A 25,543-nucleotide genomic window follows, 5' to 3' on the forward strand; every position below is an offset into this window, starting at 1 on the left:
CCCGCTCGGCTCCCACAAGGACCTCCCAGCGATACCGCTCCGATGTGGCCTCGGCTCCTGCGACGCAAGCGAGCCGTCGTCTACGGAGGGTCTGGCTCCCGGCGCGACGGAGATCAACGCGCAGCGCCGCCGACAGCCGCTGCTGCGGGCTCGATGCCCCGCGGACTCATTCAGCCTCTTCGCGGTTCCACAGGGACGGTCCCTCGGCCGCGATGACCTGCTCGTAGCCCTCGCGGAAGGTCGGGTACTTGAACCGGTAGCCGGCCGCGCGCAGGCGGGCGTTCGACACGCGCTTGTTGCCGCCGCGACCCAGGACCGGTTGGGCCACGTGTCGCGGACGGGGCGCGTCGAGCCGGTTGGCGAGCCAGCTCAGCACCTCGCCGCGGGGCGCGGGCCCGTCGTCCACGCCGCAATAGATCGGGGCCGGCCCCTCGGCTTCGAGCAGGTGCACGGTCGCCAGGGCCGCGTCGTCCCGGTGGATGCGGTTGGTGTAGTTGGGGGGCTCGGCGCGAAAGTCGCTCTCGCCGTTGAGCACGCTCTCGATCAAGCGCGTGCGCCCCGGTCCGTAGAGGCCGCCCAGGCGCAGGCTGATCGGCGTGTCGACCCGCGCGCGCAGGTGGGCCTCGGCCTCGAGCAGGGTCGCGCCGCGGTAGTCGGCCGGGACCGTGGGCGAGTCCTCGTCGACCCATTCGCCGCCATCCTGGCCGTAGACCGCGGTGGACGACACGAACAGGGCCCGGGAGGGCAGCGCGCCCGCGCGCTCGAGGGCGTCCAGGACCCGCGCGAGTCCGTCCACGTAGATCGCCCGGTAGCCGGCCTCGCCGCGGGACGACGGCGCGGCCGCGAAGACCAGCCAATCGGCCGGCGCGAGCTCCAGCCCAGGGTCGGTCAGGTCCCCCCGCACGGGCTCGATCGAGTCCGGCAGGCCGGCCGGATTCCGGCGCAGGCCGCGCACCGGGTAGCCGAGGCGCGCGAGCAGGGCGCCGACGGTGGTCCCCAAGTAGCCACAGCCGGCGATCAGGATGGTCTGCATGGTGGTCGGCAGCCGATCCGCCCGGGCCGAGTGCCGCAAGGGCTATAGCACGCTCGGAGCGCGGATCCCGTGGTCATTTCGGCGCCCGGCGGATCCGCTCGGTTCGTGGCTTTCACGCGGGGGAGCCAGGGTCCAGAATCCCGGGGCGCGCGGGCGGGCCCCGGGGGTCCGCGCCGGCCAGGCCATGAACTTCTGCTCCCACTGCGGCGACGCCGTCGACCTGGCCGTACCCGTGGGCGACGACCGGGCTCGGCGCGTCTGCTCCGGTTGTGGGGCGATCCACTACGAGAACCCGCGGGTGGTCGTGGGCTGCGTGATCGAGGAGGGCGGCAAGCTGCTCTTGTGTCGGCGCGCGATCGAGCCGATGGTCGGGCGCTGGACGGTGCCGGCGGGGTTCCTCGAGCTGGAGGAGAGCCTGACCCAGGGCGCCGCGCGCGAGACCTGGGAGGAGGCCTGCGCGCGGGTGCGCGTGGCCGCGCCCCTGGCGAGCTTCGACCTGCTCCACATCGGTCAGGTCTACACGCTGTTTCGCGCCAGCCTGGCGGAGCCGGGCTTCGCGGCGGGACCGGAGAGCCTGGAAGTGCGCCTGTTCGAACCCGAGGCGATCCCCTGGGACGAGTTGGCCTTCCCCGTGATCGACTTCGCCCTGCGGCTGTACCTGCAGGACCGCGCGTCGGGGCGGCCGAACCTACACCTGGGTCACCTGCGCTGGAACGGCGAGGGGTCGCGCTTTCGGGCGGCCAACTACGAACTCGGCGACCACCGGCGCGTGGGATTGGATCCGGACGGCACATGAGCGGCCCGGCGATCGGGCACGCCCAGCCGCGGTCGGGGCCGGCGGCGCGCTTGCTGCTGGCTCTGAACGTGGCCAGCCTCGATGCGCCCCTGGTCGCCGTGGTCTGGGCCGCGCTGCTGGCGCGGGCGGCCGGGCGTCGGGCCGAGCCCGCGGAGTTGGCCCTGCTCGCCGCGGGGGTTTGGCTCGGCTACGCGGCCGATCGTCTGCTCGACGGCCGGCGGCTGGGAGCGCGGGCGGCCACCGCGCGCCATCGCGCCGCCGCGCGCCATCCCCTCGCGATCGGCAGCCTGTGGCTCGTGGTACTCGTCGCCGCGATGGTCGCGGCCTGGACCCAACTCGCGCCCCAAGTCCTTCAACGGGGCATCGCCCTGGCGGCCCTCGTTGCGGCCTACACCCTGGCGGTGGCCCTGTGGCCAGGTCAGGTGCGACGGCTGATTCCGCGCGAGTTGGTGGTGGGGGCCCTGTTCGCCGCGGGCACTTCGGTCTTCGCCTTCGGGGCGACCCTGCCCTCGGCGTCGGCGCTGCTGTTGGCCTCGGGGTTCACGGCCCTGTGCGTCGTCGATTGCGCCGCCGTGGCCCTGGGCGAGGCCGCCGGCGATCGTGCCGCGGGTGAAGTGTCGTGGGCCACGGAGTGGCCGGGCCTGGCGTCGGCCTTCGCGCCGGTGGCGGCGAGCCTCGGCTTCGTCGCGCTCCTGGCTGCCACCCTGGCGAGCGGATCGGCCGTAGCCACGGGCTGGCTCGCCCTCGCGGCGGCGGCGGCCGGCCTGGTCGCGTTACACCGCTCCAATCGGCCCATCTCGACCCTGCCCACGGCCGCCGACCTGTGCCTGTGTGTTCCCGCAGCACTGGCCCTGCTCCTATCCTGAGCGCGAAACTTCGGCCCACGAACATCGATCCATGCTGACCGCCGCCCTGTTTGTACTCGCCCCCCTCGTCGCTGTCCCTCAGGAGCAGGACTCGGGCTACCTGCCGGGGTACATGGACTTCCTCGACGGCGTCGAGTTGGTCTCGCCGTGGGCCAACGGCCTCAGCTTGGAGCTGGCGCTGGAGCGCCGGATGGAGCGCCTACAGGTCGGCCAGTGGACGACGGTCGGCGGCAAGTCGTCGACCATCGCCGTCGATGCCGTGCGGTCGACCGAGAACGGCCGCTGGCTGCTCGACATGACCCTGTCGAGCAGCCGCTCGCTGCTCGCCGCGCCCGGTGACGACGGGTCCCTGGCCCATCGCTTCGCCGCCCTGGCTGACGGGGTGGAGTTCCACCTGCTCTGCGACGAGTACGGCGTGCCGGACACCCTGGTCGAAGTCGAGGGCACGGTCGACGCGTTGAACCGGCGTCGCGGCGAGCTCGTGGCCGGTCTGCCCGCAGACCTCGGTCCTGTCGCAGCGGAGTTGGCGCCGACCCACGACGTGCTGGCAGCCGAGCTGATCGATCTGTGCGAGGCCTGGTGCATCCCGATCGGCTACTTCCTGGTCGCGGACGAGCCCCTGGACCTCGAGTACTACGAGTCGCCGGCCTGGTCCGTGGTCAGCTCGACCCGCACGCTGACGTACCGGCTCGAGGATCATGACGAGCTGACGGGACGGTGCCGGGTCAGTTGCGACGACCGTCCCAGCGCACAGGATTCGCTCCTGACCGAGCGGCTCGAGGACGCGGGCCTGGCGGGGCAGACACCCCTGGGTCCGATCATCCGCACCGAGTGGGACTTCGACCTCGACACGAGCCTGCCGACGCGCGTGAAGCGCGTCAGCCTGGAGTCCACGGGCGCGATCTCGACCCGCGAGACCCTGACCCTGAGCGTGCGCTAGGCGCACCCGATCGGGCCGACCCTGACCGCCGACTTCGACCCCGTGGCGCGGGCCTTCGCGCCCCTCGAGCGGCTGGCGTTCGGCGGCGCGATGCAGCGTTGCCGCGTGCGCTTCCTCGATCGGGTCGTTGGGGCGCGGCGCGCGTTGACGGTTGGGGAGGGCGACGGGCGCTTCCTGCTGGCGCTGCTCCGCGCGGCGCCGGGGGCGCAGGTCACCGTTGTCGACGCCAGCGCGCGGATGCTGGAGCTCGCCCGTTGCCGCCTCGAACGCGAGGCGCCCGACTGGCTCGCTCGGGTGGAGTTCGTGCAGGGGGATCTATCCGCGGTCGCGCTGCAGCGCGGGGCCTTCGATCTGGTCGCGACCTGCTTCTTCCTCGACTGCTTCGAGGGGGACTCCTTGACGGAGATCGTCGAGGGGCTCGACGCGGCGGCGGCACCCGAGGCCACCTGGATCGTGGCGGACTTCCACCGACCGCCGTCGGGCTGGCGCAGCCTGCACGCGCGGGCCTGGTTGGCGCTGCTGTACGCCTTCTTCGGCGTCACGACCGGCTCGAGCGCCCGCCGCCTGGAAGATCCAGCACCCCGCTTGGAGGCGCGCGGATGGCACCGCACCGCGACCCACGACGAGCGCGCGGGCCTGCTGCACTCAGAGGTTTGGCACCGAGCAGCGCGCTAGCGCGGCTCGCAGTGGGCACCGAGCAGCGCGCTAGCGCGGCTCGCAATGGGCACCGAGCAGCGCGCTAGCGCGGCTCGCAGTGGGCACCGAGCAGCGCGCTAGCGCGGCTCGCAACGGGCACCGAGCTGCGCGCTAATGCGGCTCGTCCGAACTGTCGTCGGCTCCCGCCTCTGGGGATCCGTCGCCGCTGGGGTCGGATTCATCGTCCTCGACTTGCCCGTCCTCGACTTGCCCGTCCTCGACTTGCCCATCCCCGACTTCGCCATCTCCGACCGCGGGTGGGCGCAGCGCCGCTTCCAGGGTGGCGCGGCCCCACTCGGCCAGGACGTTGTGTTCCTCGGGCGCGAACACCGCGGACACCTCCACCAGCAGGGGCCCGTTGACCAGCAACACGGTCGTGACCTCCAAGGAGTCGATGGGCGTCTCGACGGTCTTCATCGCGGCCAGGCCGCGTTCGCCGCCCTCGAGGGCGATCTCGAGGTACTCGGACTCGGCGATGTGGATCGGGCCCTCGGCCATCTGCTCGTCGCGGAACTTCAGCAGGGCGCGCTCGAGGGCCAAGCCAGCCAGGGCCTCGCCGGCCGTGCCGAACTGGAACAGGCCGATGCTCCGCATGGCGCCCGGCTGCTCGGGGTCCGTGGCCACGACCAGACGGCACTCGATCATGGCCTCCTGGAAGCGCCGTACCTGGAGCTCCGGGAGGCCCGCGAAGATCGCCCGGACCTGGCTAGGCAGCAGATTCAGCCGCTGTTCGCGCTGGCCCTCCTGGACCACCAGCTCGACGAACCGATCGAGGCCGCGTTCGAGGTCGATCTCCGAGGCTGGGCGCAGGCTGGGGTCCAGGTACCAATCGGGCCGCAGCACCTCGATCGGGCTGCGGGGCGGGGAGCTGAACAGCGCCTCGATGCCCTCCTGCCCGCGGGCCGCCGCGACCGCGTCCACGAGCCGCTCGCCGTCGTAGTAGGCGAAGGCGAAGGACTGGGCGGCGACCTCCATCGTCATGCGCGCGATCGGATCGTCGATCCCCGGCGGCACGGCGTCGATCAGGTCGGTGAACTGCAGGAACCCGGCGCTCCAGCCCTGATCGGCACAGACGGCGCGGGCGACGCGCTGGGCGTGGCCCTCGATCACGGCATTGCGCGCGTGCAGCGCGTCGACGTCGGACGAGCTGTTCAAGAACTCGGCCAGGTCGTGGGTGCGGCTGTCGTTGGCGTGAACGAACTCGTGCACCAACACGGCGCGCAGGATTCCGTCGTCGGTCAGGGACTCGTCCTCGAAGAGCTCGGCCATGAAGTCGAAGTTCTCGGGACAGACCAGGATGGCCTGCTCGGTCCAGCAGTAGCGCGCGAGGACGGCGAAGCCGATGGTCTCGGCGAAGCTCCGGGCCTGGTTGGCGGCGACCTCCTCGTCCTCGAACTGCATCCTCATCTGCGGTCCGAGGTCGACGGTCATGGTCGCCACCAGGCGGTCGCGGTCGACGATCTTCACCGCGACGGGCTCGGCCCGCTGCTGCTCGCCGTAGCGCGCGGCCACCGCGAGTCGGGCCTGTTCGATCAGCGCCAGCAGCTCGGGGTCTCGGGCCCGTTCCGCGTCGGCGACCGGGGCGGACGCTGCCGGGGGCGTTTCCTGGAGCGGCGCGGCGGGGAGCCACAGGAGCGGCAGGAGCAGAATCGTCGAGTGCAGTCGTTGCATTGCAGCGGGGACCTTCGGAGCTGGTGGATCGAGCCCGTATGCAGCGTCGGCGCGACGCTCGGTGCTGGGTCGAGGGCGCCTGGCGTCGCTCAGTCGTCGCTGGACTCGGCCCGGTCGAGGATGCGCTCCTTGATCTGCTCCGCGTCCGGCACGCCGACGAAGCGCACCTCGATGCCCGCATTGCCGGCCGAGGAGATGTCGATCGAGCCGATGCCGAAGATCCGCTGCCACACATTCTGGTGCAGATTCACCAGGCGGATGTCGCTCACGTGGAGCTCGGCGGTCATGCGCGTCAGGAGGCCGTGCTGCTCGCGCACGTAGCCGTCGTGGGTCAGGGCGTAGCGCGTCCCGAGGCGTCGGATCAGCGCGCCGCCCAGCAGGAACAGGCTGATCGCCAGTAGGCCGAGACAGACGTACCAGACCCACGGCGAGTGGATCTGCAGGCCGCTGCCCGCGGTCTGGGCCGCGACGGCTCCCTCGGCGGGTGCCGCGCCCTCGGTGCCCTCGGCCCCGGGAGCCCCGCCCCCGCCCAGGAGCAGATTCCAGATCAGCGGCAGCAGCGGCAGGACGGCGGCCAGGATGTAGCGCCACACGAAGTAGATGTGGCTCATGCGCCAGATGTGCTCCGTGCCCTCGGCCACCGCCGCCGCGCGGGGCGGCGCGCCCCCGTGGCTGGCGGGGCGGTCCATGGGGTGCCCGCAGTGGGGGCAGGCGGGCGCGGCGAGGGAGACCAGCCCGTCGCAGGCGGGACAATTGGTGGTCTTGGGTTCGGTCATGGCTGGCTCGAGTCTCGATGGGTTGCCCGGGAGGAACCGCGGGCCTACGCGCCGCCTTGGCGCGCATTCTGGCGCCGTCGCTCCACCGACGGCCCTGCCGGAGTCCTTGGGCAGACGGTCGTGCTCCTTGCGGCGGTCCGAGCCTAACCGGCGGGTGGGCCGGAACCACGGGCGTGGGCCGATGGCGGGCTCAGCGGCCCGCTCGGCCCACGGCGTCGACCAGCTCGGGGATCAGGGGCGCGGCGTAGCCCTGGTCGTGGAACCAGGTCACGCGCCCCTGGGCGTCCAACAGCAGTACGCGGGCGTTGCGCGGTCCCTCGGTGCCCGTGAAGCGGGCGATCTCCGCCGCGTCGCCGTAGACCGTGACCACGTCACCCCAGAAGCGCTCGGGAATCCCGCCGCGCATGCCCTCGTCGATGGTCCCGGACAACAGGCCGGGGACCAGCCCGCGCACCGTGGGCACCTCCACCGTGCGCACCGCCACCTGGGCCTGAATCAGCCCCAGCAGCCAGCGATCGATGTCGAACTGGGCGTCCTGCACGTAGCCCACGAGCAGTAGGGCCGGCTCGCCCAAGAGGTCGTTGGGCAGGGCCACTTCCTCGCCTTCGAGGGACTTGCCGACTGCGGCCGGGAAGAGCTCGCCGGTGGGGTCCCGACGGGGCAGGGGCGACGAGCAGGATGTGACGGTGAGCAACCCGAGCAGCGCCAGGGCAGCCGCACCGATTCCGACGCGAGCGAGTTTCGACATTGCCTGGGTATGGGCCCGGCGGACCGCTGATTCCAGTCTCTGGCGGGCGGCCGATGGCACGGCGAGTCCGCGGTGATTAGAACGAGCGTCGCCAGCGCTCTCTTCTTCCGAACTCGGCGCGCGCCCCTCCCAACCATGGACCGTCCCATCGGCCGACCGTTCGCCGCCCGCTCGACCGTCTACGCGCGGGGTGGTGTCGCCGCCACCAGCCAGCCCCTGGCGACCCAGACGGCGATCGAGCTGCTGCGCCGGGGCGGCAGCGCGGTGGACGCGGCCATCGGCGCCAATGCGGTGCTCGGTCTGGTCGAGCCCACGGGATCCGGCGTCGGGGGCGACCTCTTCGCCCTCGTGTGGGACGCGGAGAATCGCAAGCTCTCGGGCTACAACGGCAGCGGTCGGTCGCCCCTGGGCCTTTCTCGCGAGCACCTGCTGGGATTGGGCCTCGATCGGATTCCGGCCCACGGCCCCCTGTCGGTCAGCACCCCCGGTTGCGTCGACGGCTGGGTCGCCCTGCACGAGCGCTTCGGTCGCCTACCCCTGGCGGACCTCCTGGAGCCGGCCATCGCCTACGCCCGCGAGGGCTTCCCGGTCTCGCCGGTGATCGCCCACGAGTGGGCCGCAAACGCGCGGCGCCTGGGGGGCTTCGACGGCTTCCGCTCGCAGTTCATGCCCGGCGGTGCCGCGCCCCAGGCTGGGCAGGTCTTCAGTAACCCGAATCTCGCGCGCACCTACCGACGCATCGCGACCCACGGGCGCGAGGGCTTCTACCGCGGCGACGTTCCCGAGCGCATCGAAGCGGCCATGCGGGCCGAGGGCGGCTTCCTGTGCGCGCGCGACCTGGCCGAGCACCGGGGGGAGTGGGTCGAGCCGGTGGGGGCCAACTACCGCGGTGTGGACGTGTGGCAGATCGGTCCGAACACCCAGGGCATCGCGACCCTGCAGATGTTGGGGCTCCTGGAGCACTTCGCCCTGGACCGGCGTGGGCCCGACGACCCGCGCTGGCTGCATCTTCTGGTCGAGGCCAAGAAGCTGGCCTACGCGGACCGCGCGCGCTGGTACGCGGACCCCGACCAAGCCGAGATCCCCGTGGCCGAACTCGTCTCGAAGGACTACGCCGCGGCGCGGGTGGGTTCGATCGACGAGCTCCGCGCGGCGACCGACGTGGCGCCCGGCGATCCCCGCTTGGACGCGGGCGACACCGTCTACCTCGCGATCGGCGACGGCGACGGGAACTTCGTGTCCCTGATCCAGAGCAATTTCCGCGGCATGGGCTCGGGGATCGCGCCCGAAGGCCTCGGCTTCGTGCTGCAGGATCGGGGCGAGCTCTTCGACCTGGCCCCGGGACGACCGAACACCTACGCCCCGGGCAAGCGCCCGTTCCACACGATCATGCCGGGCTTCGCCACCCGCGACGGCGAGCCCTGGATGAGCTTCGGGGTGATGGGCGGCGCGATGCAGCCCCAGGGGCAAGTCCAGATCCTGGTCGGCCGAATCGATTTCGGCCTCGATCTCCAGGAGGCGGGCGACGCGCCCAGGGCCCTGCACGAGGGCGGACCGGAACCGACCGGCGCCGAGCGCCGCGGGGGCGGCCGCGTGTACCTCGAGAGCGGATTCTCCCAGGGGACTGTTCGCGATCTGCTCGCGCGAGGTCATCGTGTCGGCGCCGCGCGCGGCGTCTTCGGTGGCTACCAGGCCGTCGGTTGGGATCCGGTGGCGCGTGTGCTGAGCGGGGCCTCCGAGTCCCGCAAGGACGGCCACGCCGCGGGATTCTGATCCGCACCCCTTCCGACGATGGAACTCTCTCCCACCTCCCAGCTCGGGCTGGTCGCCGCCCTCGGCGTCGGCAGCCAGTGGCTCGCGACCCGCCTGCGGTTGCCCTCGATCCTGCTCCTGTTGCTGGTCGGCTTCGCCGTCGGACCGGTCCTGGGCTGGCTCGATCCCGACGAGCTGATGGGGCCGATGCTGTTCCCGCTGGTCTCGCTGTCGGTGGGCACGATCCTGCTCGAGGGCGGACTCAGCCTGCGGCGCTCGGAGCTGACCGAGATCGGCCCCGCCTTCAGTCGCCTCTTGACCATCGGCGTGGCGGTGACCTGGACCCTGTCGAGCGTGGCGGCCCACTGGACCCTGGGCTTCTCCTGGCCCCTCTCGACCCTGATCGGCGCCCTGTTGGTGGTCACGGGTCCCACGGTGACCCTGCCGCTGCTCAATTTCGTGCGGCCCAAGGGCCCGGTGGGCTCGCTGGTCAAGTGGGAGGGCATCGTCAACGACCCCATCGGGGCCGTGCTCGCGGTGCTGGTCTTCGGTTGGATCAGCGCCGGAGGGGGCAAGGCCGCGACCGGTGACGCGTTCATCGAGCTGTTCGCGGCCGGTGCCGTGGGCGTCGTGATCGGACTGGCCGTGGCCGAGGGCTTGGCCGTCGTGCTGCGGCGCCACCTGATCCCGGACTACCTGCAGAGCGCCGTGGTGCTGATGACCGGGCTGACGGCGTTCGCCCTGTCCAACGAGCTGGCCCACGAGTCGGGCCTTCTGACCGTGACCGTGCTCGGCATCTCCCTGGCCAACGCCAAGGGCGCGCGCATCGAGCACATCGTGGAGTTCAAGGAGAACCTGCGCGTGGTCCTGATCGGGACCCTGTTCGTGCTCCTGGCCGCGCGCCTGCGATTCGACGACTTCGCCCCCCTCGGTTGGGGCAGCGTCGGTTTCCTCGCGCTCCTGATCCTGGTCGTCCGGCCGCTGGCCGTGTGGCTCTCGTGCATCGGCACGGGCCTCAATTGGCGCGAGAAGGTGTTCCTCTCGGTCATGGCGCCGCGCGGGATCGTGGCGGCGGCGATCTCTTCCCTGTTCGCGATCGAACTGTCGCACGCGGGGGTCGATCGCGCCCGGGAGTTGGCCCCGGTGGTGTTCGTCGTGATCGTCGGTACGGTCGTCGTCTACGGCCTGCTCGCAGCGCCCATCGCCCGCAAGCTCGGCATCGCCGACATGGAGCGTGGGGGCCTCTTGCTGCTCGGGTCCCACCCCTTCGCGCGCCAGCTCGGGGTGACCCTGACGAAGTTGGGCGTGCCGGTGATCCTGATCGACACCAACCGCACCCAGGTGGCCACGGCGCGGCTCGACGGGCTGAAGGCCTACCACGCCAACGCCCTTTCGGAGTACGTCGACCAGCGTGTGCCGTTCGACGGCATCGGTCGACTGCTGGCGCTGACGCCCAACGATGAGGTCAACAGCCTCGCGGTGGCTCGCTTCGCCGGCCGCTTCGAGCGCTCGGGCCTCTACCAGCTCCCGCCCGAGTGGCTCAGCGACGGTGAGCCGCAGTCCGAGGCGGCCCGCAATCGCATCACCCAGGAGATGCAAGGGCGCCTGCTGTTCGCTCCCCAGGCGAACTTCTGGGAGCTGGATTCGCGCCTGGTCCAGGGCGCCCGCATGCGCGTGACGCCCTTGACCGAAGACTTCGACTTCGCGTCCTACAAGGAGCACCACGGGGACCGGGCCTTGCCCCTGTTCCGCATCGATCGCAACGGCGAGCTGTTCGTGGCCTCCGTGGACGTGCCCTTCGATCCCAGGCCGGGTGACCAGGTCGTCGCCTTGGTTCTGGAATCGGACACCGAGGTCACCTGATCCCAAGGGGGCCGTTGGAACCCGCCCGCCGGCCCCGGCAGGCGCGGTCGCCAGGCCGCCGGGGGCACCGGCGACCCCGGCGACCCCGGCGGCAAGCGGGTCGGGATAGGCTCTGGGGGCGTTCCGCCCAGGCGGTGGGAACCAAATCGTCCCCAGGACCTTCCAAGGGGACTCCCCTCGCATCGGGAGCGGCCACCGGCGGCTCTCACTCGAATCCCAACACTACCCACACGATCACGTTCATGAGATCCCACGCCGTCCTGGCGGCCCTCTTCGGGGCCGCCCTTTCTTCGTTCGCCAGCGCGGCACCGCAGCAGAACGTGATTCCGGGCACCGATGTCGCCCTCGGCTTGCTCAACGACCTGACCGCCGTCAACCGCTCGGGGACCTTCCCCGGGGGCATGAACGCCGTCGCCATGTCGACCACCTCCTGCAACAAGGGCACGGTCGACGTGCCCTGGCTCGCGCCGATGCAGGAGGACCACCCGATGATCGCCTTCCTCGTCGTGCGCCACGACGACTCGGGACGGATGATCCAGATCTCCGACTACTCCTACGTCAAGCACGGCTTCTTCGCCCTGGCCAGCAGCCAGTGCGACACCTGCACCGTGAGCCCCTTCGGCCACGACGGGACGTACCTCGGGATCGGTTGCTCGGACACCTACGCGGTGTCGAACAACAGCAACAACTTCTACCTCGCGCCCCCGGACGAGATCGATCCGTGGCTCGGGCAGTGGACCGCCCAGTGCTCGTTCTTCGACGCCGGACTGAACCCGACGCCGGGCACCATGTGCGACGGCAACCGCAGCTTCACCATGGGCCAGGCCGGCAGCCTGGGTCCGATCGGCAACCGCATCCACATCCCCGATGCGGCCTTGGATCCGGTTCTGAACCCCAGCTTCGCCTACTCCAGCTACTACGTGATCCGTGGTGAGCCCGAGGCCCGTCGCGGCAACAACCTGGGCTTCCGTCCGTTCAACCCGACCTGGAACGGTTCCAAGTGGAACTTCTCCAACACGGGGCCGCTGGTGAACGACACCGTGCTGTCGATCTGGCCCGGCGCGTCGGTCGATTCGAGCACCAACGGCAACGACGACGGTCGCGTCTTCGTGGCCTCGAAGGTCACCGGTCCGAACGCGAACGGCCTCTACCACTACGAGTACGCGCTGCACAACCGCGACAACGCGCGCGGCATCGACGAGCTGCGCCTGCCCCTGTGTGCCTCGGCCCAGGTCTCGGGCTTCGGCTTCAAGGACGTGGACCTCGACCCGGCCAACGGCTGGAGCTTCAACCACGTGGGCGGCGAACTGGTCGTCTCGACCGGCAACAACCCGCTCAACTGGAACTCGATCTACAACTTCTGGTTCGACTCCTCCGCGGCGCCCGAGTCCGGCCTGGCCTCCCTCGGCCAGTTCCTGCCCGGCACCGGCGCGGACAGCTTCGCCGTGGCGACCCAGGTGCCCACCGGCCAGTACGACCTCGTGCTAGGCCCGGGTTGCGGCAGCTCGAGCGTGCCGACCTTGGCGGCCAACGGTCAGGCGACCCTCGGCAACGCCGGCTTCGCCCTCGACATGACCGACAACGCCCCCGGCGCGACCTCGGTCCTGTTTGCCAGCCCCCTCGCGACCAACCTGCCCCTGGGCAGCGGCTGCACCCTCTACCTGGGTGGCGTCTTCGGTGCGCAGATCTCCCAGGTCGGCTCGGCGATCAACGACGGCGCCGGCGACGGTTCCTTCGCCCTGCCGGTGCCGAGCGACGTGGCCCTCGAGGGCGTCGACCTGAACTTCCAGGCCTTCACCCTGACCGGCAGCGGTCCGGCCTTCGCCCTGGGCGACCTGACCAACGGTCTGCTGGTGCGCCTGGGCAACAACACTGCCGGCTGCGCCAACTGAGCGCGGCGACCCGCTCCGGTGACCGCGCTCGCGCGCTGACCGAAGCGGGCGATCGACGGGGCCGCGTCCGGCACTTGCCGGGCGCGGCCCCGCGCCATTCGCGGTCGGCCGATCAGAGCTCGGAGGCGCGCGCCTCGTCGAGCAGTCGTACCAACCGGGGCTCGCCAGGGAAGCGTTCCAGGGCGCGCTCGAGGTTGGTGATCGCCGTGTCGCGATCGCCCAGGGCCAGCTGGATGCGCGCGATGCAGAGCCGGGGCTCGACCGCGTCGGGCAGCTCCTGGACCAGCCGCACCACCAGCGGCGCGCGGGCGGCGGCCTGGGCCGCGTCGGGCGGCGCAGCTTCGAACTGGTCCCACAGCACCGCGGCGGCTTGCGCCAGTCGCTCCTGCCGCACCAGCAGTTCGAGCAGGACCTCGCGGGCGACCGTCATGGTCGGGTCGGCCTCGACGGCGGCGCGCAGGTCGGCCTCGGCTTCCTGCTCGCGCCCCAGGCCGAAGTAGGCCTGACCGAGCTGGTTGTGAAGTCGCTTGGGCACCAGCAGTCCGAGGTGACGCGCGCGTTCGAGGTGTACCAGGGCCGACTCGATCGCGGCCGTGCGCTGCGGTTCGGCGCCGGGAGCCGTGCGCAAGAGGCGTTCACCTTCGATCGCGCTGAAGCGCACGAGCGCCGAGTGGACCGCCAGCAACAGGAAGCCGCAGCTCGCCACGAACGCCACGCCGCCGCGGGGCGTCCAGCGGCCATTCGACACGAGCACCGAGCGTTGGAAGCGCAGCTCGACCCGGCGGGCGAGGCGCAGGCCCAGCACCGCAGCGAGGCCGGCGAAGCCGCCCAGGGCCAGGGAGAGGAGGAAGGGCACTTGGTCGTAGAGCCCGCGGAAGGCCCAGACCGACGCCAGCGAAACGCTGCCGAGCAGGAACTCCTCGGGCCAACTGAAGTCGAAGGTGCGTGCCGGCTTCGCGCGCCCATCCGCGGGTCGCTTCGGTGGCAAGCTACCGAAGCCGAAGCTCAGCGCGTCCTTGGGACAGGCGCTGACGCAGTCCATGCACTTCATGCAGCCCGGATCGGTGACCTGGCCAAAGAGCGCCACCTCGCGGTGCACGACCACGTTGCTGGTGCAGACGGCGGTGCAGTGCCCACAGCCCTCGCAGGCGTCAGCATCGACGCGGATGCGCCCGGGCGCCACCCGATCGGCGAGCCCGAAGATCGCGCCGTAGGGACAGGCGTAGGTGCAAAAGCCCTTGGCGCCGAGCAGCCAAACCGCGACGAAGCCACACACGACGAAAGTCGCCAGGGCCACCGGCCAGTCCGGGAAGCGTGCCCACAGGTCGTCGGTGAACAGGTGCCACTGCCAGGCTGGACGCGGGCCGTCGCCGACCATTCGCAGCACGCTCGGCACCACGAACATCTCCAGGGCAGCGACGGCCGGGAGCCAGGCCAGGAGGCGCGAGCGCAGCGGCCGGGGGCGCAGACCGAGGCGCCCCAACAGCCACGCGGCGCCGTCCTGCAGCGCAACCAAGTGGCAGGCCCAACCGCAGAAGAAGCGACCCACCACCAGGGTGGAGAGGGTCAAGAGCACCATGAACACGAGGCCGGCGTTGATCACGCCTTGGGCCAAGGAGTGGCCCGCCTCCGAGGGTTCGAGGGCGCTGAGCGTGCGCTCGGTGGCCAGCCAATGGGCTACGCGCACCGCGATCACCGCGTGGACGGCGACCAGCACCGCCGCGCGCCAGCGCCCGCGGGTCGAGCGCGGGCTGGCCGGGACCCCGGCCTCGGGGCCACAGCCGGCGCGGTGCTCACTCGCCCGCGGCAGGTCGCGGGCCGTTGCGCTCGGCGTGGCGGCCATCGGCGCTACTTCTGCTTCGGACGGAAGACCTCGACCACCTCGGGGTTGCCCTCGAGCCAGGCCCCGCCGATCAGGTCGATGCAGTAGGGGATGGCCGGGAACACGGCGTCGAGGCAGACGCGGATCGCCGCCGGCTTGCCGGGCAGGGTCACGAACAGGGTCGAACCCAGGGTCCCCGCGGTCTGGCGCGAGAGGATCGCGGTGGGCACGCCCTCGTCCAGGGACGCGCGGCGCATCTGTTCGCCGAAGCCCGGGAAGAGCTTGTCGCACACCTCCTCGAGGGCCTCCGGTGTGACGTCGCGCGCCGAGGGGCCGGTGCCGCCGGTGGAGCAGACCAGCGAGCAACCCTTGGCCGCCAGCTCGCGCAGGGCGGCGCAGATGCCCTCCCGGTCGTCGGGGATCACCACCCGCAGGTACTCGCAGGGCGTGGCCAGGTAGTCGCGCAGGGCTGCTTCGATGGCCGGGCCGGAGAGGTCTTCGTACTCGCCGCGGCTGGCGCGGTCGGAGATCGTCAGGACGCCGATCTTGGGGCTGTCTTCAGTCATGGGGAGCACGGCCCTCGTTCCGGCCGGCGGCGCACTGTAGAAGGGGGGCGCGCGAGCCGTCCACCGCGGCGCGCCGGTCCAGCCTTGCCCCCGACCGAATCCAACCCCCAGCCCGCGACCGGGACCCCGGCGGTTCTCGAACGCAACGTCCTCGCTCTGCAGCGCCGCGCGCCGGCCCTGCTCGCGCGTTTGGATCTGCCGGCGCGGGAGGACCACCTGCGCGCGGAGCCCGGCGGCGTCGGGATCGACTGGCGCGGGACGTGGCAGCGGCTCGATCTCGAAGCGGCGGCCGCGGACGGCGCCACGCTGGACTTGGCGGCGCGCTCGGGCAGCCGGGCCGAAGGGAGCCTCCTGTTGTTCGGCGTCGGCCTGGGCGAGACCCTGGCGCGCGCCCTCGCGGGGCCTGCGACCCGGATCCTGGCCTGGGACCGCGATCCGCGCCTGCTGCGGCTCTTGATCGAGCGCCTGGACCTGGCCGAGGCCATCGACGGCGGGCGGCTCGAGTTGCTGCTGGGCACGGACCTCTTGGCCTGGACCGGCCAGCAGATCCCGGCGCAGGTGCGTGCCCACCCGATTCTGGGCTCCATGTGGGCCCGCGAGCGGCGGCTGGTCGAGCGCGGCGCCGTCGGTCGCCCGATCGCCCTGGGCGAGGGGCGCCTGTTCGTCGATCAGGTCGGGGAGTGCCTGGAGCGCCTGGGCTTCTGGCCCTGGACGGTCGACATCCAAGGCCTGGCCGTGGAGGAGATCGAGCACCAGGTCGACGCCCTGGACCCGGTGGCCCTGGTGACCGTCAACCACACCCATGGTGTGGCCGAGTTCTGCTCCGCGCGCGGGCTCCCCGCGCTGACCTGGGAGATCGATCCCTCGACCGACTCCCTGGCGCGGCTCGAACGCCCCTGCCCGACCAGCCATGTGTTCACCTACCGGCGCGCCCACGTGGACGCCTTCCGCGCCGCCGGCTTCGAGCACGTCACCTACCAGCCCCTGGCCGCGGACACCCTCGCGCGCAGGCCGGCGCAGCTCGCCGGCGCCGAGGCCGAGCACTACCGGGCGCCGGTGGCCTTCGTGGGCGCGAGCATGGTCGAGCGCGGGCGACGGGCCCAGGACCAGTTCCTCGAGCTCTACGGCGCCTGGGCCCGCGACGAGGGGGCCACGGACGCGAGCGGTCGCGCAGCCCTCGAGCAGGCCCTCGCGGACCAGCGGGGGGATTTCTCCCGCTACCGCCTGGCGACCCTGCTGCGCCCGACCTTCGGCAAGTTCCTCGACGACTGCGCGGCCGAGGCGGAGGCGGGGCACTCGACCCTGCGACCGGAGTCCCTCGCCGCCGAGGCGGCGGCCGCCGAGAAACGCCTGTCCTGGGTGGGTTCCCTGGCCAGCTTCGACGTCCAGGTCTGGGGCGACGAGGGTTGGAAGGCCCTCGAGCCCCACGGCGTGCGCTACCGCGGCGGGGCGGGCCACGCGCTCGAGCTCAACCGGGTCTACTCGGGCGCGTCGATCAACGTGGACATCGGACGCCTGTACCAGGCGGACATCGTCACCATGCGGGTCTTCGACGTGCTGGCCTGCGGGGGCTTCGCCCTGGTCGAGGCCTCCGAGGCCCTGGCGGAGTGCTTCGCGGTGGGGGAGGAACTCGCGGTCTACCGTGACCTGGCCGAGCTGCGGGCCAAGATCGCGCACTACCTCGAGCACCCCGACCAGGCCCGCGCCATGGCCGAGCGCGGCCGGGCGGCGGTGCTCGAGCGGCACGACATGACGGCGCGCCTGGCGTCCATGCTGCGCTCGGCCGGGGTCGATCGCGGCACCGGGGCGACCGATCCAGAGCCGGCCGGAGCCTGAGCGGGCGGGGAGCGGGTCGCCGCAGGGCTCCGCGACCCTTCGAAGTCGCTTCCGGGCACGGGGTCCCGGGAATCGGAGCCGAGGGTGGGAAATGGGTGAACTCCGGTGGGTGCCGCGGCCGATGCAAGGGTGGCCGTGGTGCGTCTGGCCGATTTCCCCTGATCAACTCTCCATGGCCCGAAGCAAAGTCGTCCCCGTCGACCGCAGTGCGGATTTCGACCTCTCGGAGCTGTTCTTCTCCACGACGGACCCGAAGGGTCGCATCAAGTCGTGTAACGACGTCTTCCTTCGCATCGCCGGTTACCCGGCCAGCGAGGCGATCGGCGCGCCACACAGTCTCGTGCGGCACCCGGACATGCCGCGCTGCGTGTTCCGGCTCCTGTGGAGCTACCTCGGCGCGGGCAAGCCGATCGGTGCCTACGTCAAGAACATGACCAGCAACGGCGAGTTCTATTGGGTCTTCGCCGTGGCCTTGCCGATCGAGTCCGGCTACCTCTCGGTGCGACTCAAGCCGACCTCGGGGGTGATTCCGGCCGTGGAGGAGCTCTACGCCAAGCTGCTCGCGACCGAGGCCGGCTTCGGCACGGACACGCCGGCGGCGATGGACGCCTCCACCGCCCAACTCGTCGAGGCCCTCGGGACCCTGGGCTACGAGAGCTACGACCGCTTCATGGTCAAGAGCCTGCGTAGCGAGATCATGTCGCGGCGCACGCTGATGCCGCGCACGAGCGCCGCAGAAGGTTCGAACAAGACGGGCCGCATGTTCGCGATCCTCGAGGATCTCGAGCTGCTCGATCACCTTCGCGACGTGGCCAACGACCAGGCCCGGTCCTCGGACGGCGTCAGCCGCTCGGTCAACCGCATCGCCCTCAACTCGAGCATCTGCGCGGCGCGCATGGATGAACGCGGTCGCGCCCTGGGAGTGGTCAGCGAGCAGACCTCGATCATCTCCGGGGACATCTCCCGCGAAGCCCGCATCCTGGAGACCGAGCAGTCCGTGCTCGACGAGACCATCGAGCAGACCTCGCTGCAGGTCTCGGTGGCGACGCTCCTGGTCGAGACCGAGGCCTACTTCCTGTCTCGATCGCACATCGCGGATGCGGACCGCGCCCAGCAGATCGAGGACTTCGGTGCCACCTGCGAGGAGCTCTCGTCGATGCTCAAGCAGAGCTACTCGGCGGTGGCCGGATCGGCAGCCGAGGGCGTGGCCCAGCTCCGCAAGTCCCTGCGCACCTTCGGGGCGATCACGGACCGCTTCAGCCGCATCCTGCTGACCGCCAAGGTCAACCACGTCACCGGGCGCTCGATCTCGGAGACGGTCGAGGGCGGGCAGCAGTTCTCGGGGCTCTTGGACGAGCTCGCCGGCGTCTCCAACGCCGCCCGCGCGTCCTTGGACGAGCTCCAGGACCTGGTCGATTCGGTCGACCGGCGCGTCAAGCGCTGGAACCTCCAAGCCGTCGGCGCCTGAGATCAGCCCGCACGCACCGCCGATCGCGCCCCCCTGGGATCGGTGGCGAGACCGCGGTGCCCCGACATCGGGGGCAGGGCGAGCGGAACCGTTGCCCGGCGCTCCTCGGCAGGGATCATTCGCCGCCTGCCCCGCCGACGACGAGTGCCGATTCCGTGCGAGGCGGGAGTCTCTGCCCGCCAAGTGTCCTGGATCAGAAATTCGGCGTCACTTCCCGGGCTCCGATCGCCGCTGGCGTCGCCAGCGCCTCCTCCGAGTATCGCAGCGGATACGCGTCGTCGGCGCGCCTAGCCAGCATCGATCGGACCTCCGGGCAGTGACGCCGAATTTCTGATCCAGGACACCAGCTCGATCCGCTCGCGCAGGACCGTTCCGAGTCGCTGGACGCCGACACCCTGGCGGTAGAATCCGCCCGCCCCCCTCCCGGCGCCCTTGGCCCGGGACCTGGATGGGCGCCCCATGGCACGCATCATCGGCATCGACCTCGGCACGACGAACTCCCTGTGCGCGGTCTTCGGGCCCGGTGGGCCGCGCCTTCTGCCGACCGCCGGCGGCGGACTGCTGACCCCCTCCGTCGTCGCCCTGCTCGACAGCGGCGAAGTGCTGGTCGGACAGGCGGCCCGTGAGCACCGGGTGGTGCAGCCGAGAGCCTGCGCTTCCTTCTTCAAGCGCCTGATCGGGACGCCCCGGCAGCTCAGCCTGGGCGACCTGAGCCTCGATCCGATCGAGCTCTCCAGCGTCGTCCTGAGGTCGCTCAAGGCCGACGCCGAGGCGGCGCTGGGCGAGGCCATCACCGAAGCGGTGATCACGGTCCCGGCCTACTTCAACGACCACCAGCGCCTGGCCACCCGTCAGGCGGGCAGGCTGGCCGGCCTGAACGTGCGGCGCATCGTCAACGAGCCCACCGCGGCCGCCCTGACCTACGGCTTCCACGACCGGCATTCGGAGCGCTCGCTGCTCGTGTTCGACCTGGGCGGCGGGACCTTCGACGTGACGCTGATGGACGTCTTCGAGGGCAACCTCGAGATCGTCGCCACCGCTGGTGAGAGCCAACTGGGCGGCGAGGACTTCACCGACGCCCTGGCCGCCTGGGCCCTGGAACAGTTCGACCTGCAAGCCGAGGCCACGGCCCTGGGCGAGCCCGAGCGCTGGGCACGGCTGCGGCTGGAGTGCGAGCGCTACAAGTGCGCCGGCGCCGCCGCGCAGGCGATCCGTCTACCCGCCGCCGACGGGACCATCGGGCCCGACGCGCCGAGCCTGGCGCCGGACGGCGAGGTCATCGATGCAATCTTCGCGCCTCTCGTCGAGCGGCTGGTGGGGCCCCTGACGCGGGTGCTGCGCGACGCCGGACGGCAGCCGCGGGAGATCGACGAGACGATCTTGGTCGGAGGCGCCACGCGCCTGGCCCAGGTTCGCGCCATGGTGGCGGCGTTCACCGGCGGCGAGCTCCTGCAGCGCTTCGACCCCGACCACGTGGTGGCCCTGGGCGCCGCGGTTCAGGCGGCCCTGATCGCGGACGATGCCGCGGTCGAAGACCTGGTGGCGACGGACGTCTGCCCCCACACCCTGGGCGTCGAGACGGCCAAGGAGATAGCCACCCAGTTTCGCAGGGGCTATTTCCTCCCGATCATCCACCGCAACACGACCATTCCGGTCTCCTGCGAGAAGTACGTCTCGACGGTCCATGCGGGTCAGACCTGCGTCAAGCTCGAGATCTACCAGGGCGAGTCGCGCCGCGTGGAGGACAACCTCCGCATCGGCGAGCTGGAGGTGCGGGGCATCCCGTCCGGGCCGCCGGGGCAGGTGGTCGGCATCCGCTTCACCTACGACTTGAACGGTCTGCTCGAGGTCGAGGCGCGCATCGAGGAGACCGGTCAGGTGTTCCAGACGGTGATCGAGCACGCCGTCGAGGGCCTCAGCGAGGCGGACGTGGCCCGAGCCGTCGAGCGCATGCAAGCGATCAAGTTCTACCCCCGCGACGAGCTGGCCAACCGCGAGCTGTTGGCCTTCGCATCCCGAGTGGTGGGGGAGGTCGAGCCCTTGCAGCGCGAGGGATTCGAGGGCGTCGTCGACGACTACGAGCAGGCCCTGGCCGGCAGCGAGCGCAGCACCTTCGTGGCCATGCGCGAGCAGCTCCTGATCGCCCTCTCGGCCCTGGGGTTCCCCTACGTCCCACCGCGCGCGCCCGATGGCGGACAAGACTGAACGCCGCCGCGCCCTGCTCGAGATCATCGAGGATCCCGAGCGCGACCCCTGGTCGTTGATGCGGCGGCACGGAGGCCTGCCGATGCTGCCGCCCGATTCCCGCGACGACGAGATGGGGGCCATGGTCGCCGCGCGCTTCGATCGCATGCAGCGCCTCGCGGACCTGCGCGAGCGGTTCGAGGAGCTCGACGCCGAGACCTTCCGCGCGCGCCTGGCCGAGATCGAGGTCGAACGCTTCCCCGACCTGTCGCATTGGTCGGCGCGCCTGGAGCTCGCGAATCGGGCCCGCCCCGAGTTGGAGCGCCTGGGCACCGATCGGCTGGTGGCGAGGCCCCTGGCCGAGATCCTGCGCCGGCTTCCCGCCGCCCCGTCGGACGTCGCCCGCGCCCATCGCGCGGACCGCGCGCGCCTGACCTCCGGCGACCGCTCCACGTCCCGTCAAGCGCTGATCAAATCGTCGGTGGCGCGCATCTCCCGCGAGTACCCCCACCTCGCGCGCCTCGAGGGGATTGGCTGCGCGAGCTGGCGCCGATCCCGGCGGCCGGCGTCGCGCCCGCCCTGGCGCCGGTGTTGCGACGGGCGGCGGCAACAGTCTTCTTCCTGCTGTGGGGGCTGGCGATCCCGCTCCTGCTCGTGGTGGCCTTCCTTCCGCTGCTCGCCAGCACTCTGGTGCGGACCTGGCGCCTGTTGCACGGTCGCGTCGAGGCGGCCCGAGCCCGGCGGAGGCTCCAATGAGCGCGGCCGAGGAGGCGCCGGAGCCGGACTGGAACTTGCTGCCCGACGATCCCCTGGGCTTCTTCGGACTGTCCTCGCCCCTCGACCAGCGCGAGTTGAAACGGGCCTACAACCGACTCGTCCGGCGGCACAAGCCCGAGCGCGACCCCGAGGGATTCCAACGCATCCGCGCGGCATTCGAGCAACTCAGGCAGGGCCCCACAGACCAGCCGTCGTTCGAAGCTCCGCCGCAGGTCGCGCGCGCGAATCGCGATGCGGAGCTGCGCCGAGCCGAGCTGCACGGGGAGCGCGACGACGCGGCCGAGACCGCCTGGCCCGCTGAGCCCGGGCAGAGCTCGCCCGCGCGTCAGTTCTTCATCGACTCCCTGCGTCGCGACATCGCCGCTCCGGATTCGGCGCCCTCCTTCGACGATTTGCTGGTCCAGGCGCTCGACCGTTGGCCCGACGACGGGGTGTTGCACTTCCTGGTCTGGAAACGCGCGCGCGGCGAGGACGACCCGGGGGACTTGCTGGCCTTTCTCGAGCGCGTCCAGCGGGTCCTCGGTTCGCGGCCACTCCTGCGTGGCGTCTGCGATCACCTGATGCGCACGGCGTCGGGCGCCGATCCGGACCCTTGGCAAGAGTTCGTCGACCGCCTTGCCGACGACCCGGAGCTGCGCTTCGACCGCTCGCGGGTGTCGTTCCTGCTGACGATTCTGCCCACGGCGACGTGGATCGCCGAGCGTACCTGGGTCGAGGCGCGCTTGGCCGAGGTCGACGAGGAGTTGGGCTTCGACGACGACAGTCGGCTGATCGATGTCGCGCTCCTGTTGGACTACCAGGCCGAGCGCCAGGCTTTCGTCGCACCCTCGGGGCGTCGCCACGGGGTCCATCCCCTCGTGGCCGAGCTGGACGAGTTGTTGCGAGAGCTCAGCGGTCCTGCGCGCCCGCGCGTGGATGAGCGGGTGGTCGCCCTCCTGGTCCAGGTGGCCGACGATCCAAGGCCGCTGCTCGACGCCGTCGGAAGCGGTCGGCCGGGCTCGGGGCGATTCGTGCCGGCCTTCGTGCACCTGGCCGCCCAGGCCCTTGACCGCACCGACGCCGAGGAACGCGAGCCCATCGGCTTCTCTTCGCAGCAGGCCGACGAGCTGGTCGAGGCTTTCCTGGCCCGGACGGAGCGCGCCCGCACGGACTCGCTCTCGTCGCTCCTGCGCTCGGCTCTGCTGGGGCTGAGCTCGCTCGCCGCGATCGTACTGGTGTTCAGGATCGGCTCGGACCTGGGCGACGTGCTCGTCGAAGCGATGCCCGACTGGCTGGCCCAGGCCCTGGCTTACGTCAGCGCCGTCGCCATCCTCGGCTTGCTGTGGCTGTTCGCGAAGGTCCGCATCGATGGGCTCTTCGGCCGTCACCTCTGGCGCAGATGGTGGCGTCCGATGCTGCACGAGTTCGTCATCCGATCGGGCCTGCCGGCGACCGAGATCCTGGCGCGCTTCGAGGGCTTCTCGAGCCCCCCGTTGACGATCTCGGAGCAGCTCTCGATCCACGCCGCGGACGACGAGGTCTTGGCCATCAGCGAACTCGCGCGGCGGGTCGTGCGCTGAGCTTCGCCCCGGTCACCGGATCCCGTCAGTGCTCGGTCGCCCTGCGCGCGGCCCGCACCCAGTTGCGGACCTCGCGGTCGTAGGGCGCCGGGCCGTAGCGTCGCAGCAGGGATTGGGCCACCGGTGTCGCGCTGCCCGCCAGGCTGACGACCCTGCGCCAGTCGAGTGCCGCGAGTTCGTGGGCGTTCTCGACGCTGATCGCGTCCAACCAGGCCACGCCCCGTGCTCCCATCAGGGCGGTGTTCATCAGCTCCATCTCGGACTCGGCCGCGGCGCGCAGTTGCGGCGGCAGGCTGCTCCATGCGGTGGGAGCGTGGTCCCCGTGGATCACGGCCAGGAGGTCGCGCACGTCGGTGTAGCCCGCGCGCGTCAGGGCCGTCTGGCTGCCGCTCGGCAGGGACTTCATCTCGCTCACCAGAGCCCGCGTACCGCGCACCACCTCGGCGTCGGTGGCGAACATCATCGGGACGGCCAGCACGGCGGCGGCCAGCGCACCGAGGGTGGCTCGGGTCGTCGTGGTGCGCGCGGCGTCCTCGGCGTCGAAGCCTTCATCGAAGGGCGGGCAGAGCCCGAGGGCGACGAGGATGCAGGCGAAGCTGTAGCACTCCAGGGCAAACGGCGGGAAGCCGAGGAAGCCCAGCAGCGGCATCTCGAACAGCTTCAGGTGCTCGAAGAACGGCACCGTGTACATCCACTTGGCGCCGGCGAAGAAGTTCCAGGACTCCCACAGGCCACCGGTGACGAAGCCCGCGGCGAGCAGTTGCAAGGCGGGGCGCGGATCCCCGGCGGCCAGGCACACGATCAGCCCACGCTGGCCACGGTGCACCAGGAAGGCCTCACCGAGGAAGAAGGTGGCGCCCCAGACGAGGGGGTAGAAGTAGGTGGGCCAGATCAGCGGCAGGGCGGTGAACAGCACGCCGCACAGGGCCAAGTTGCGCGACGCGCCGGCGCCGATCGGCCGCGCGCGCAGCCTCGCGCCCGCCGCGAAGCCCAGGGCGGCGATGCAGTCGCGGGTGACGAAGACCCCGGGCAGTACCGTCGCGAAGCAGACCGTCATGCCCAGCAGGCGCCCGGCGAGGGTCGGCATCGAGCCGACGTAGTACCAGTTGTCGAGGGCGATGTTGAGCACCTCGAACAAAAGCCAGAAGGTCACCGACCACAGGGTCAAGAGGCCGAAGGCGCGCGGCCTGGTGAACAGCAGCGAGCGCCCCGCGCGCGCCTGGGTCCAGCCGCTCGCGGCGGCGATCCAGCCCCACCAGACGAAGGCGTAGAAGTAGGTCCGGAAGGGCTCCACGCCCAAGGCCAAACCCACGGCGCCGACCAGGGCCAACAGCAGTCCGCCGCGCATGGCCCAGCGGGGGCCGGCTGCGGGCGGGGGCTCATGCTCGGTCGGGGCGCGGTCGCGGGCGGTGCCGTCGGGGGTGATGCGGTCCGGCGCCGCGGCGGGGAGGGTCTCGAGGGGAGTCATCGACCCGGATTGGATCGACCACTGGTGGCGTGGCGCTCCAGGTCGATTGGCCGCTCGACGATTCCGTTGCGGATCGGGAACAGATGCTGGTCGGGGCGACGGCGCACCGGGTGGGCGTGGGTGCCCGAGCCGAAGGCCGGCAGGACCAGGCCGCGCCCCTCGACCAGGAAGGCGGGAGCGCGGGGCGCGTCCCGTGGCCCCCCGAAAGTTGCCGCCGGGTGCAGGTGGCCCGCGACCCAGCCCGCCGGCGAGACTCCGGGATCTCCCGGCTCCGGCGGGTAGTGGTGCAGGGTCAGGGGGCCTTCGGGCCGTCCGGGCGCGTGGATGTGGAGACCGGGCGCGTCGCTCGGGTCTCCGGCGGCCTCGTCCTGGTTGCCGCGCACCATGTGGATCTCGAGTTCGCCTCGCGCGGCGAGCCACACCGCCAGCACCTCGTCCGCCGCGCCCAGGCCGGACGCGCTCGAGTGGCGCAGGTCCCCGAGGATCCAGAGACGGCGCGCCCCGAGCTGATCGAGCAGCTCGCCGAGGCGGGACAGATCGGCGGCGGCGGCGATCGTCGGATCCGTAAGGTAGGGGTCGTCGGTCGGCGGGCGGCCCAGGTGCAAGTCGCTCACCAAGAGGGTCGACTCCAGGGGCCACCAGGCCGCCCGCTCGGCCAAGAGCCACAGCTCCTGCCCGCCGACTTCGACGCGCCGGGCGCCGGTCCGCGGGGCGCGCCTGTTCTCGCGATCTCCCATGACGCGAGGTTATCGGCGGCAGCGGGGACGCGGGTCGCCGCGCCGTCGCGGGCCGCCCCGACCTGGGAATGCCCCACGACGAACAACGCCCCC

The 25,543-nt window shown here is 71.5% G+C and carries 20 protein-coding genes; 12 read left to right on the plus strand and 8 right to left on the minus strand.

All coding sequences use genetic code 11. The features are described 5' to 3' along the window. Nucleotides 1–166 precede the first annotated feature (166 nt). Nucleotides 167–1,033: an SDR family oxidoreductase gene (locus tag Pla133_RS08055; protein WP_145064403.1), complete on the minus strand. Its 867-nt coding sequence runs from the start codon at nt 1,031–1,033 to the stop codon at nt 167–169. Between the two features lie 184 nt (nt 1,034–1,217). On the opposite strand from Pla133_RS08055, the gene Pla133_RS08060 reads away from it, so the two are divergent. The 4 genes from Pla133_RS08060 to Pla133_RS08075 are packed head-to-tail and all read left to right on the plus strand — an operon-like array spanning nt 1,218 to nt 4,310. Next, on the plus strand, nt 1,218–1,829 hold the full coding sequence (locus Pla133_RS08060) for an NUDIX hydrolase (protein WP_145064404.1): 612 nt from the start codon (nt 1,218–1,220) through the stop codon (nt 1,827–1,829). Continuing rightward, a complete protein-coding gene (locus Pla133_RS08065; protein ID WP_145064405.1) occupies nt 1,826–2,695 on the plus strand; it encodes a hypothetical protein in 870 nt (289 codons plus the stop codon). The genes Pla133_RS08060 and Pla133_RS08065 overlap by 4 nt, the downstream gene beginning before the upstream one ends. Before the next feature lie 31 nt (nt 2,696–2,726). Then, entirely contained in the window at nt 2,727–3,635 is a 909-nt protein-coding gene (locus Pla133_RS08070; RefSeq protein WP_145064406.1) for a hypothetical protein, read from the plus strand. 42 nt (nt 3,636–3,677) lie between these two features. Further along, nucleotides 3,678–4,310, plus strand: a complete 633-nt coding sequence (locus Pla133_RS08075) for a class I SAM-dependent methyltransferase (RefSeq protein WP_145064407.1) — start codon at nt 3,678–3,680, stop codon at nt 4,308–4,310. A 132-nt stretch (nt 4,311–4,442) separates the two neighbouring features. On the opposite strand, the gene Pla133_RS08080 is transcribed toward Pla133_RS08075, so the two are convergent. From Pla133_RS08080 to Pla133_RS08090, 3 genes are all read right to left on the minus strand, one after another. Further along, nucleotides 4,443–6,002 (minus strand): hypothetical protein, encoded by a 1,560-nt coding sequence (locus Pla133_RS08080; RefSeq protein ID WP_145064408.1) that lies wholly within the window; start codon nt 6,000–6,002, stop codon nt 4,443–4,445. A gap of 89 nt (nt 6,003–6,091) precedes the next feature. Next, nucleotides 6,092–6,778, minus strand: a complete 687-nt coding sequence (locus Pla133_RS08085; protein WP_145064409.1) for a PH domain-containing protein — start codon at nt 6,776–6,778, stop codon at nt 6,092–6,094. Nucleotides 6,779–6,968: 190 nt separating this feature from the next. Next, complete coding sequence (locus Pla133_RS08090) at nt 6,969–7,526, minus strand: hypothetical protein (protein ID WP_419192239.1); 558 nt, start codon at nt 7,524–7,526, stop codon at nt 6,969–6,971. A 135-nt stretch (nt 7,527–7,661) separates the two neighbouring features. Between Pla133_RS08090 and Pla133_RS08095 the strand changes: the two genes are divergently transcribed. From Pla133_RS08095 to Pla133_RS08105, 3 genes are all read left to right on the plus strand, one after another. After that, complete coding sequence (locus Pla133_RS08095; protein WP_145064410.1) at nt 7,662–9,299, plus strand: gamma-glutamyltransferase family protein; 1,638 nt, start codon at nt 7,662–7,664, stop codon at nt 9,297–9,299. Nucleotides 9,300–9,317: 18 nt separating this feature from the next. Continuing rightward, nucleotides 9,318–11,141 carry a cation:proton antiporter gene (locus Pla133_RS08100; RefSeq protein WP_145064411.1) on the plus strand — a complete coding sequence of 608 codons (1,824 nt, stop codon included), beginning with the start codon at nt 9,318–9,320 and terminating at the stop codon, nt 11,139–11,141. A 242-nt stretch (nt 11,142–11,383) separates the two neighbouring features. After that, nucleotides 11,384–13,033 (plus strand): hypothetical protein, encoded by a 1,650-nt coding sequence (locus Pla133_RS08105; RefSeq protein WP_145064412.1) that lies wholly within the window; start codon nt 11,384–11,386, stop codon nt 13,031–13,033. Nucleotides 13,034–13,145: 112 nt separating this feature from the next. On the opposite strand, the gene Pla133_RS08110 is transcribed toward Pla133_RS08105, so the two are convergent. Then, nucleotides 13,146–14,876: a 4Fe-4S binding protein gene (locus Pla133_RS08110; RefSeq protein ID WP_145064413.1), complete on the minus strand. Its 1,731-nt coding sequence runs from the start codon at nt 14,874–14,876 to the stop codon at nt 13,146–13,148. 5 nt (nt 14,877–14,881) lie between these two features. Further along, nucleotides 14,882–15,421, minus strand: a complete 540-nt coding sequence (gene mog / locus Pla133_RS08115; RefSeq protein WP_145064414.1) for a molybdopterin adenylyltransferase — start codon at nt 15,419–15,421, stop codon at nt 14,882–14,884. Nucleotides 15,422–15,505: 84 nt separating this feature from the next. On the opposite strand from mog, the gene Pla133_RS08120 reads away from it, so the two are divergent. From Pla133_RS08120 to Pla133_RS08135, 5 genes are all read left to right on the plus strand, one after another. Continuing rightward, on the plus strand, nt 15,506–17,257 hold the full coding sequence (locus Pla133_RS08120; protein ID WP_145064415.1) for a glycosyltransferase family protein: 1,752 nt from the start codon (nt 15,506–15,508) through the stop codon (nt 17,255–17,257). 172 nt (nt 17,258–17,429) lie between these two features. After that, the gene (locus Pla133_RS08125; RefSeq protein ID WP_419192240.1) at nt 17,430–18,725 is read left to right on the plus strand and encodes a PAS domain-containing protein; all 1,296 of its coding nucleotides are present in this window, start codon (nt 17,430–17,432) and stop codon (nt 18,723–18,725) included. 459 nt (nt 18,726–19,184) lie between these two features. Next, complete coding sequence (locus Pla133_RS08130) at nt 19,185–20,930, plus strand: Hsp70 family protein (RefSeq protein ID WP_145064417.1); 1,746 nt, start codon at nt 19,185–19,187, stop codon at nt 20,928–20,930. A gap of 567 nt (nt 20,931–21,497) precedes the next feature. Continuing rightward, nucleotides 21,498–21,665 carry a hypothetical protein gene (locus Pla133_RS26095; RefSeq protein WP_419192241.1) on the plus strand — a complete coding sequence of 56 codons (168 nt, stop codon included), beginning with the start codon at nt 21,498–21,500 and terminating at the stop codon, nt 21,663–21,665. Next, entirely contained in the window at nt 21,662–23,245 is a 1,584-nt protein-coding gene (locus tag Pla133_RS08135) for a J domain-containing protein (protein WP_145064418.1), read from the plus strand. The genes Pla133_RS26095 and Pla133_RS08135 overlap by 4 nt, the downstream gene beginning before the upstream one ends. Before the next feature lie 25 nt (nt 23,246–23,270). On the opposite strand, the gene Pla133_RS08140 is transcribed toward Pla133_RS08135, so the two are convergent. Then, nucleotides 23,271–24,713 carry a hypothetical protein gene (locus Pla133_RS08140; protein WP_145064419.1) on the minus strand — a complete coding sequence of 481 codons (1,443 nt, stop codon included), beginning with the start codon at nt 24,711–24,713 and terminating at the stop codon, nt 23,271–23,273. Continuing rightward, nucleotides 24,710–25,450, minus strand: a complete 741-nt coding sequence (locus tag Pla133_RS08145; protein ID WP_145064420.1) for a metallophosphoesterase family protein — start codon at nt 25,448–25,450, stop codon at nt 24,710–24,712. The genes Pla133_RS08140 and Pla133_RS08145 overlap by 4 nt, the downstream gene beginning before the upstream one ends. Nucleotides 25,451–25,543 lie beyond the last annotated feature (93 nt).

The sequence above is a fragment of the Engelhardtia mirabilis genome, assembly GCF_007748095.1.
GTDB lineage: Bacteria > Planctomycetota > UBA1135 > UBA1135.

Coding starts and splice junctions, on each gene's coding strand:
- Pla133_RS08095 (WP_145064410.1), top strand. CDS start 7,662: ATGGACCGTCCCATCGGCCGACCGTTCGCCGCCCGCTCGACCGTCTAC.
- mog (WP_145064414.1), bottom strand. CDS start 15,421: ATGACTGAAGACAGCCCCAAGATCGGCGTCCTGACGATCTCCGACCGC.
- Pla133_RS08125 (WP_419192240.1), top strand. CDS start 17,430: ATGGCCCGAAGCAAAGTCGTCCCCGTCGACCGCAGTGCGGATTTCGAC.
- Pla133_RS08065 (WP_145064405.1), top strand. CDS start 1,826: ATGAGCGGCCCGGCGATCGGGCACGCCCAGCCGCGGTCGGGGCCGGCG.
- Pla133_RS08100 (WP_145064411.1), top strand. CDS start 9,318: ATGGAACTCTCTCCCACCTCCCAGCTCGGGCTGGTCGCCGCCCTCGGC.
- Pla133_RS08055 (WP_145064403.1), bottom strand. CDS start 1,033: ATGCAGACCATCCTGATCGCCGGCTGTGGCTACTTGGGGACCACCGTC.
- Pla133_RS08130 (WP_145064417.1), top strand. CDS start 19,185: ATGGCACGCATCATCGGCATCGACCTCGGCACGACGAACTCCCTGTGC.
- Pla133_RS08110 (WP_145064413.1), bottom strand. CDS start 14,876: ATGGCCGCCACGCCGAGCGCAACGGCCCGCGACCTGCCGCGGGCGAGT.
- Pla133_RS08105 (WP_145064412.1), top strand. CDS start 11,384: ATGAGATCCCACGCCGTCCTGGCGGCCCTCTTCGGGGCCGCCCTTTCT.
- Pla133_RS08070 (WP_145064406.1), top strand. CDS start 2,727: ATGCTGACCGCCGCCCTGTTTGTACTCGCCCCCCTCGTCGCTGTCCCT.
- Pla133_RS08060 (WP_145064404.1), top strand. CDS start 1,218: ATGAACTTCTGCTCCCACTGCGGCGACGCCGTCGACCTGGCCGTACCC.
- Pla133_RS08085 (WP_145064409.1), bottom strand. CDS start 6,778: ATGACCGAACCCAAGACCACCAATTGTCCCGCCTGCGACGGGCTGGTC.
- Pla133_RS08145 (WP_145064420.1), bottom strand. CDS start 25,450: ATGGGAGATCGCGAGAACAGGCGCGCCCCGCGGACCGGCGCCCGGCGC.
- Pla133_RS08135 (WP_145064418.1), top strand. CDS start 21,662: ATGAGCGCGGCCGAGGAGGCGCCGGAGCCGGACTGGAACTTGCTGCCC.
- Pla133_RS08080 (WP_145064408.1), bottom strand. CDS start 6,002: ATGCAACGACTGCACTCGACGATTCTGCTCCTGCCGCTCCTGTGGCTC.
- Pla133_RS08140 (WP_145064419.1), bottom strand. CDS start 24,713: ATGACTCCCCTCGAGACCCTCCCCGCCGCGGCGCCGGACCGCATCACC.
- Pla133_RS08090 (WP_419192239.1), bottom strand. CDS start 7,526: ATGTCGAAACTCGCTCGCGTCGGAATCGGTGCGGCTGCCCTGGCGCTG.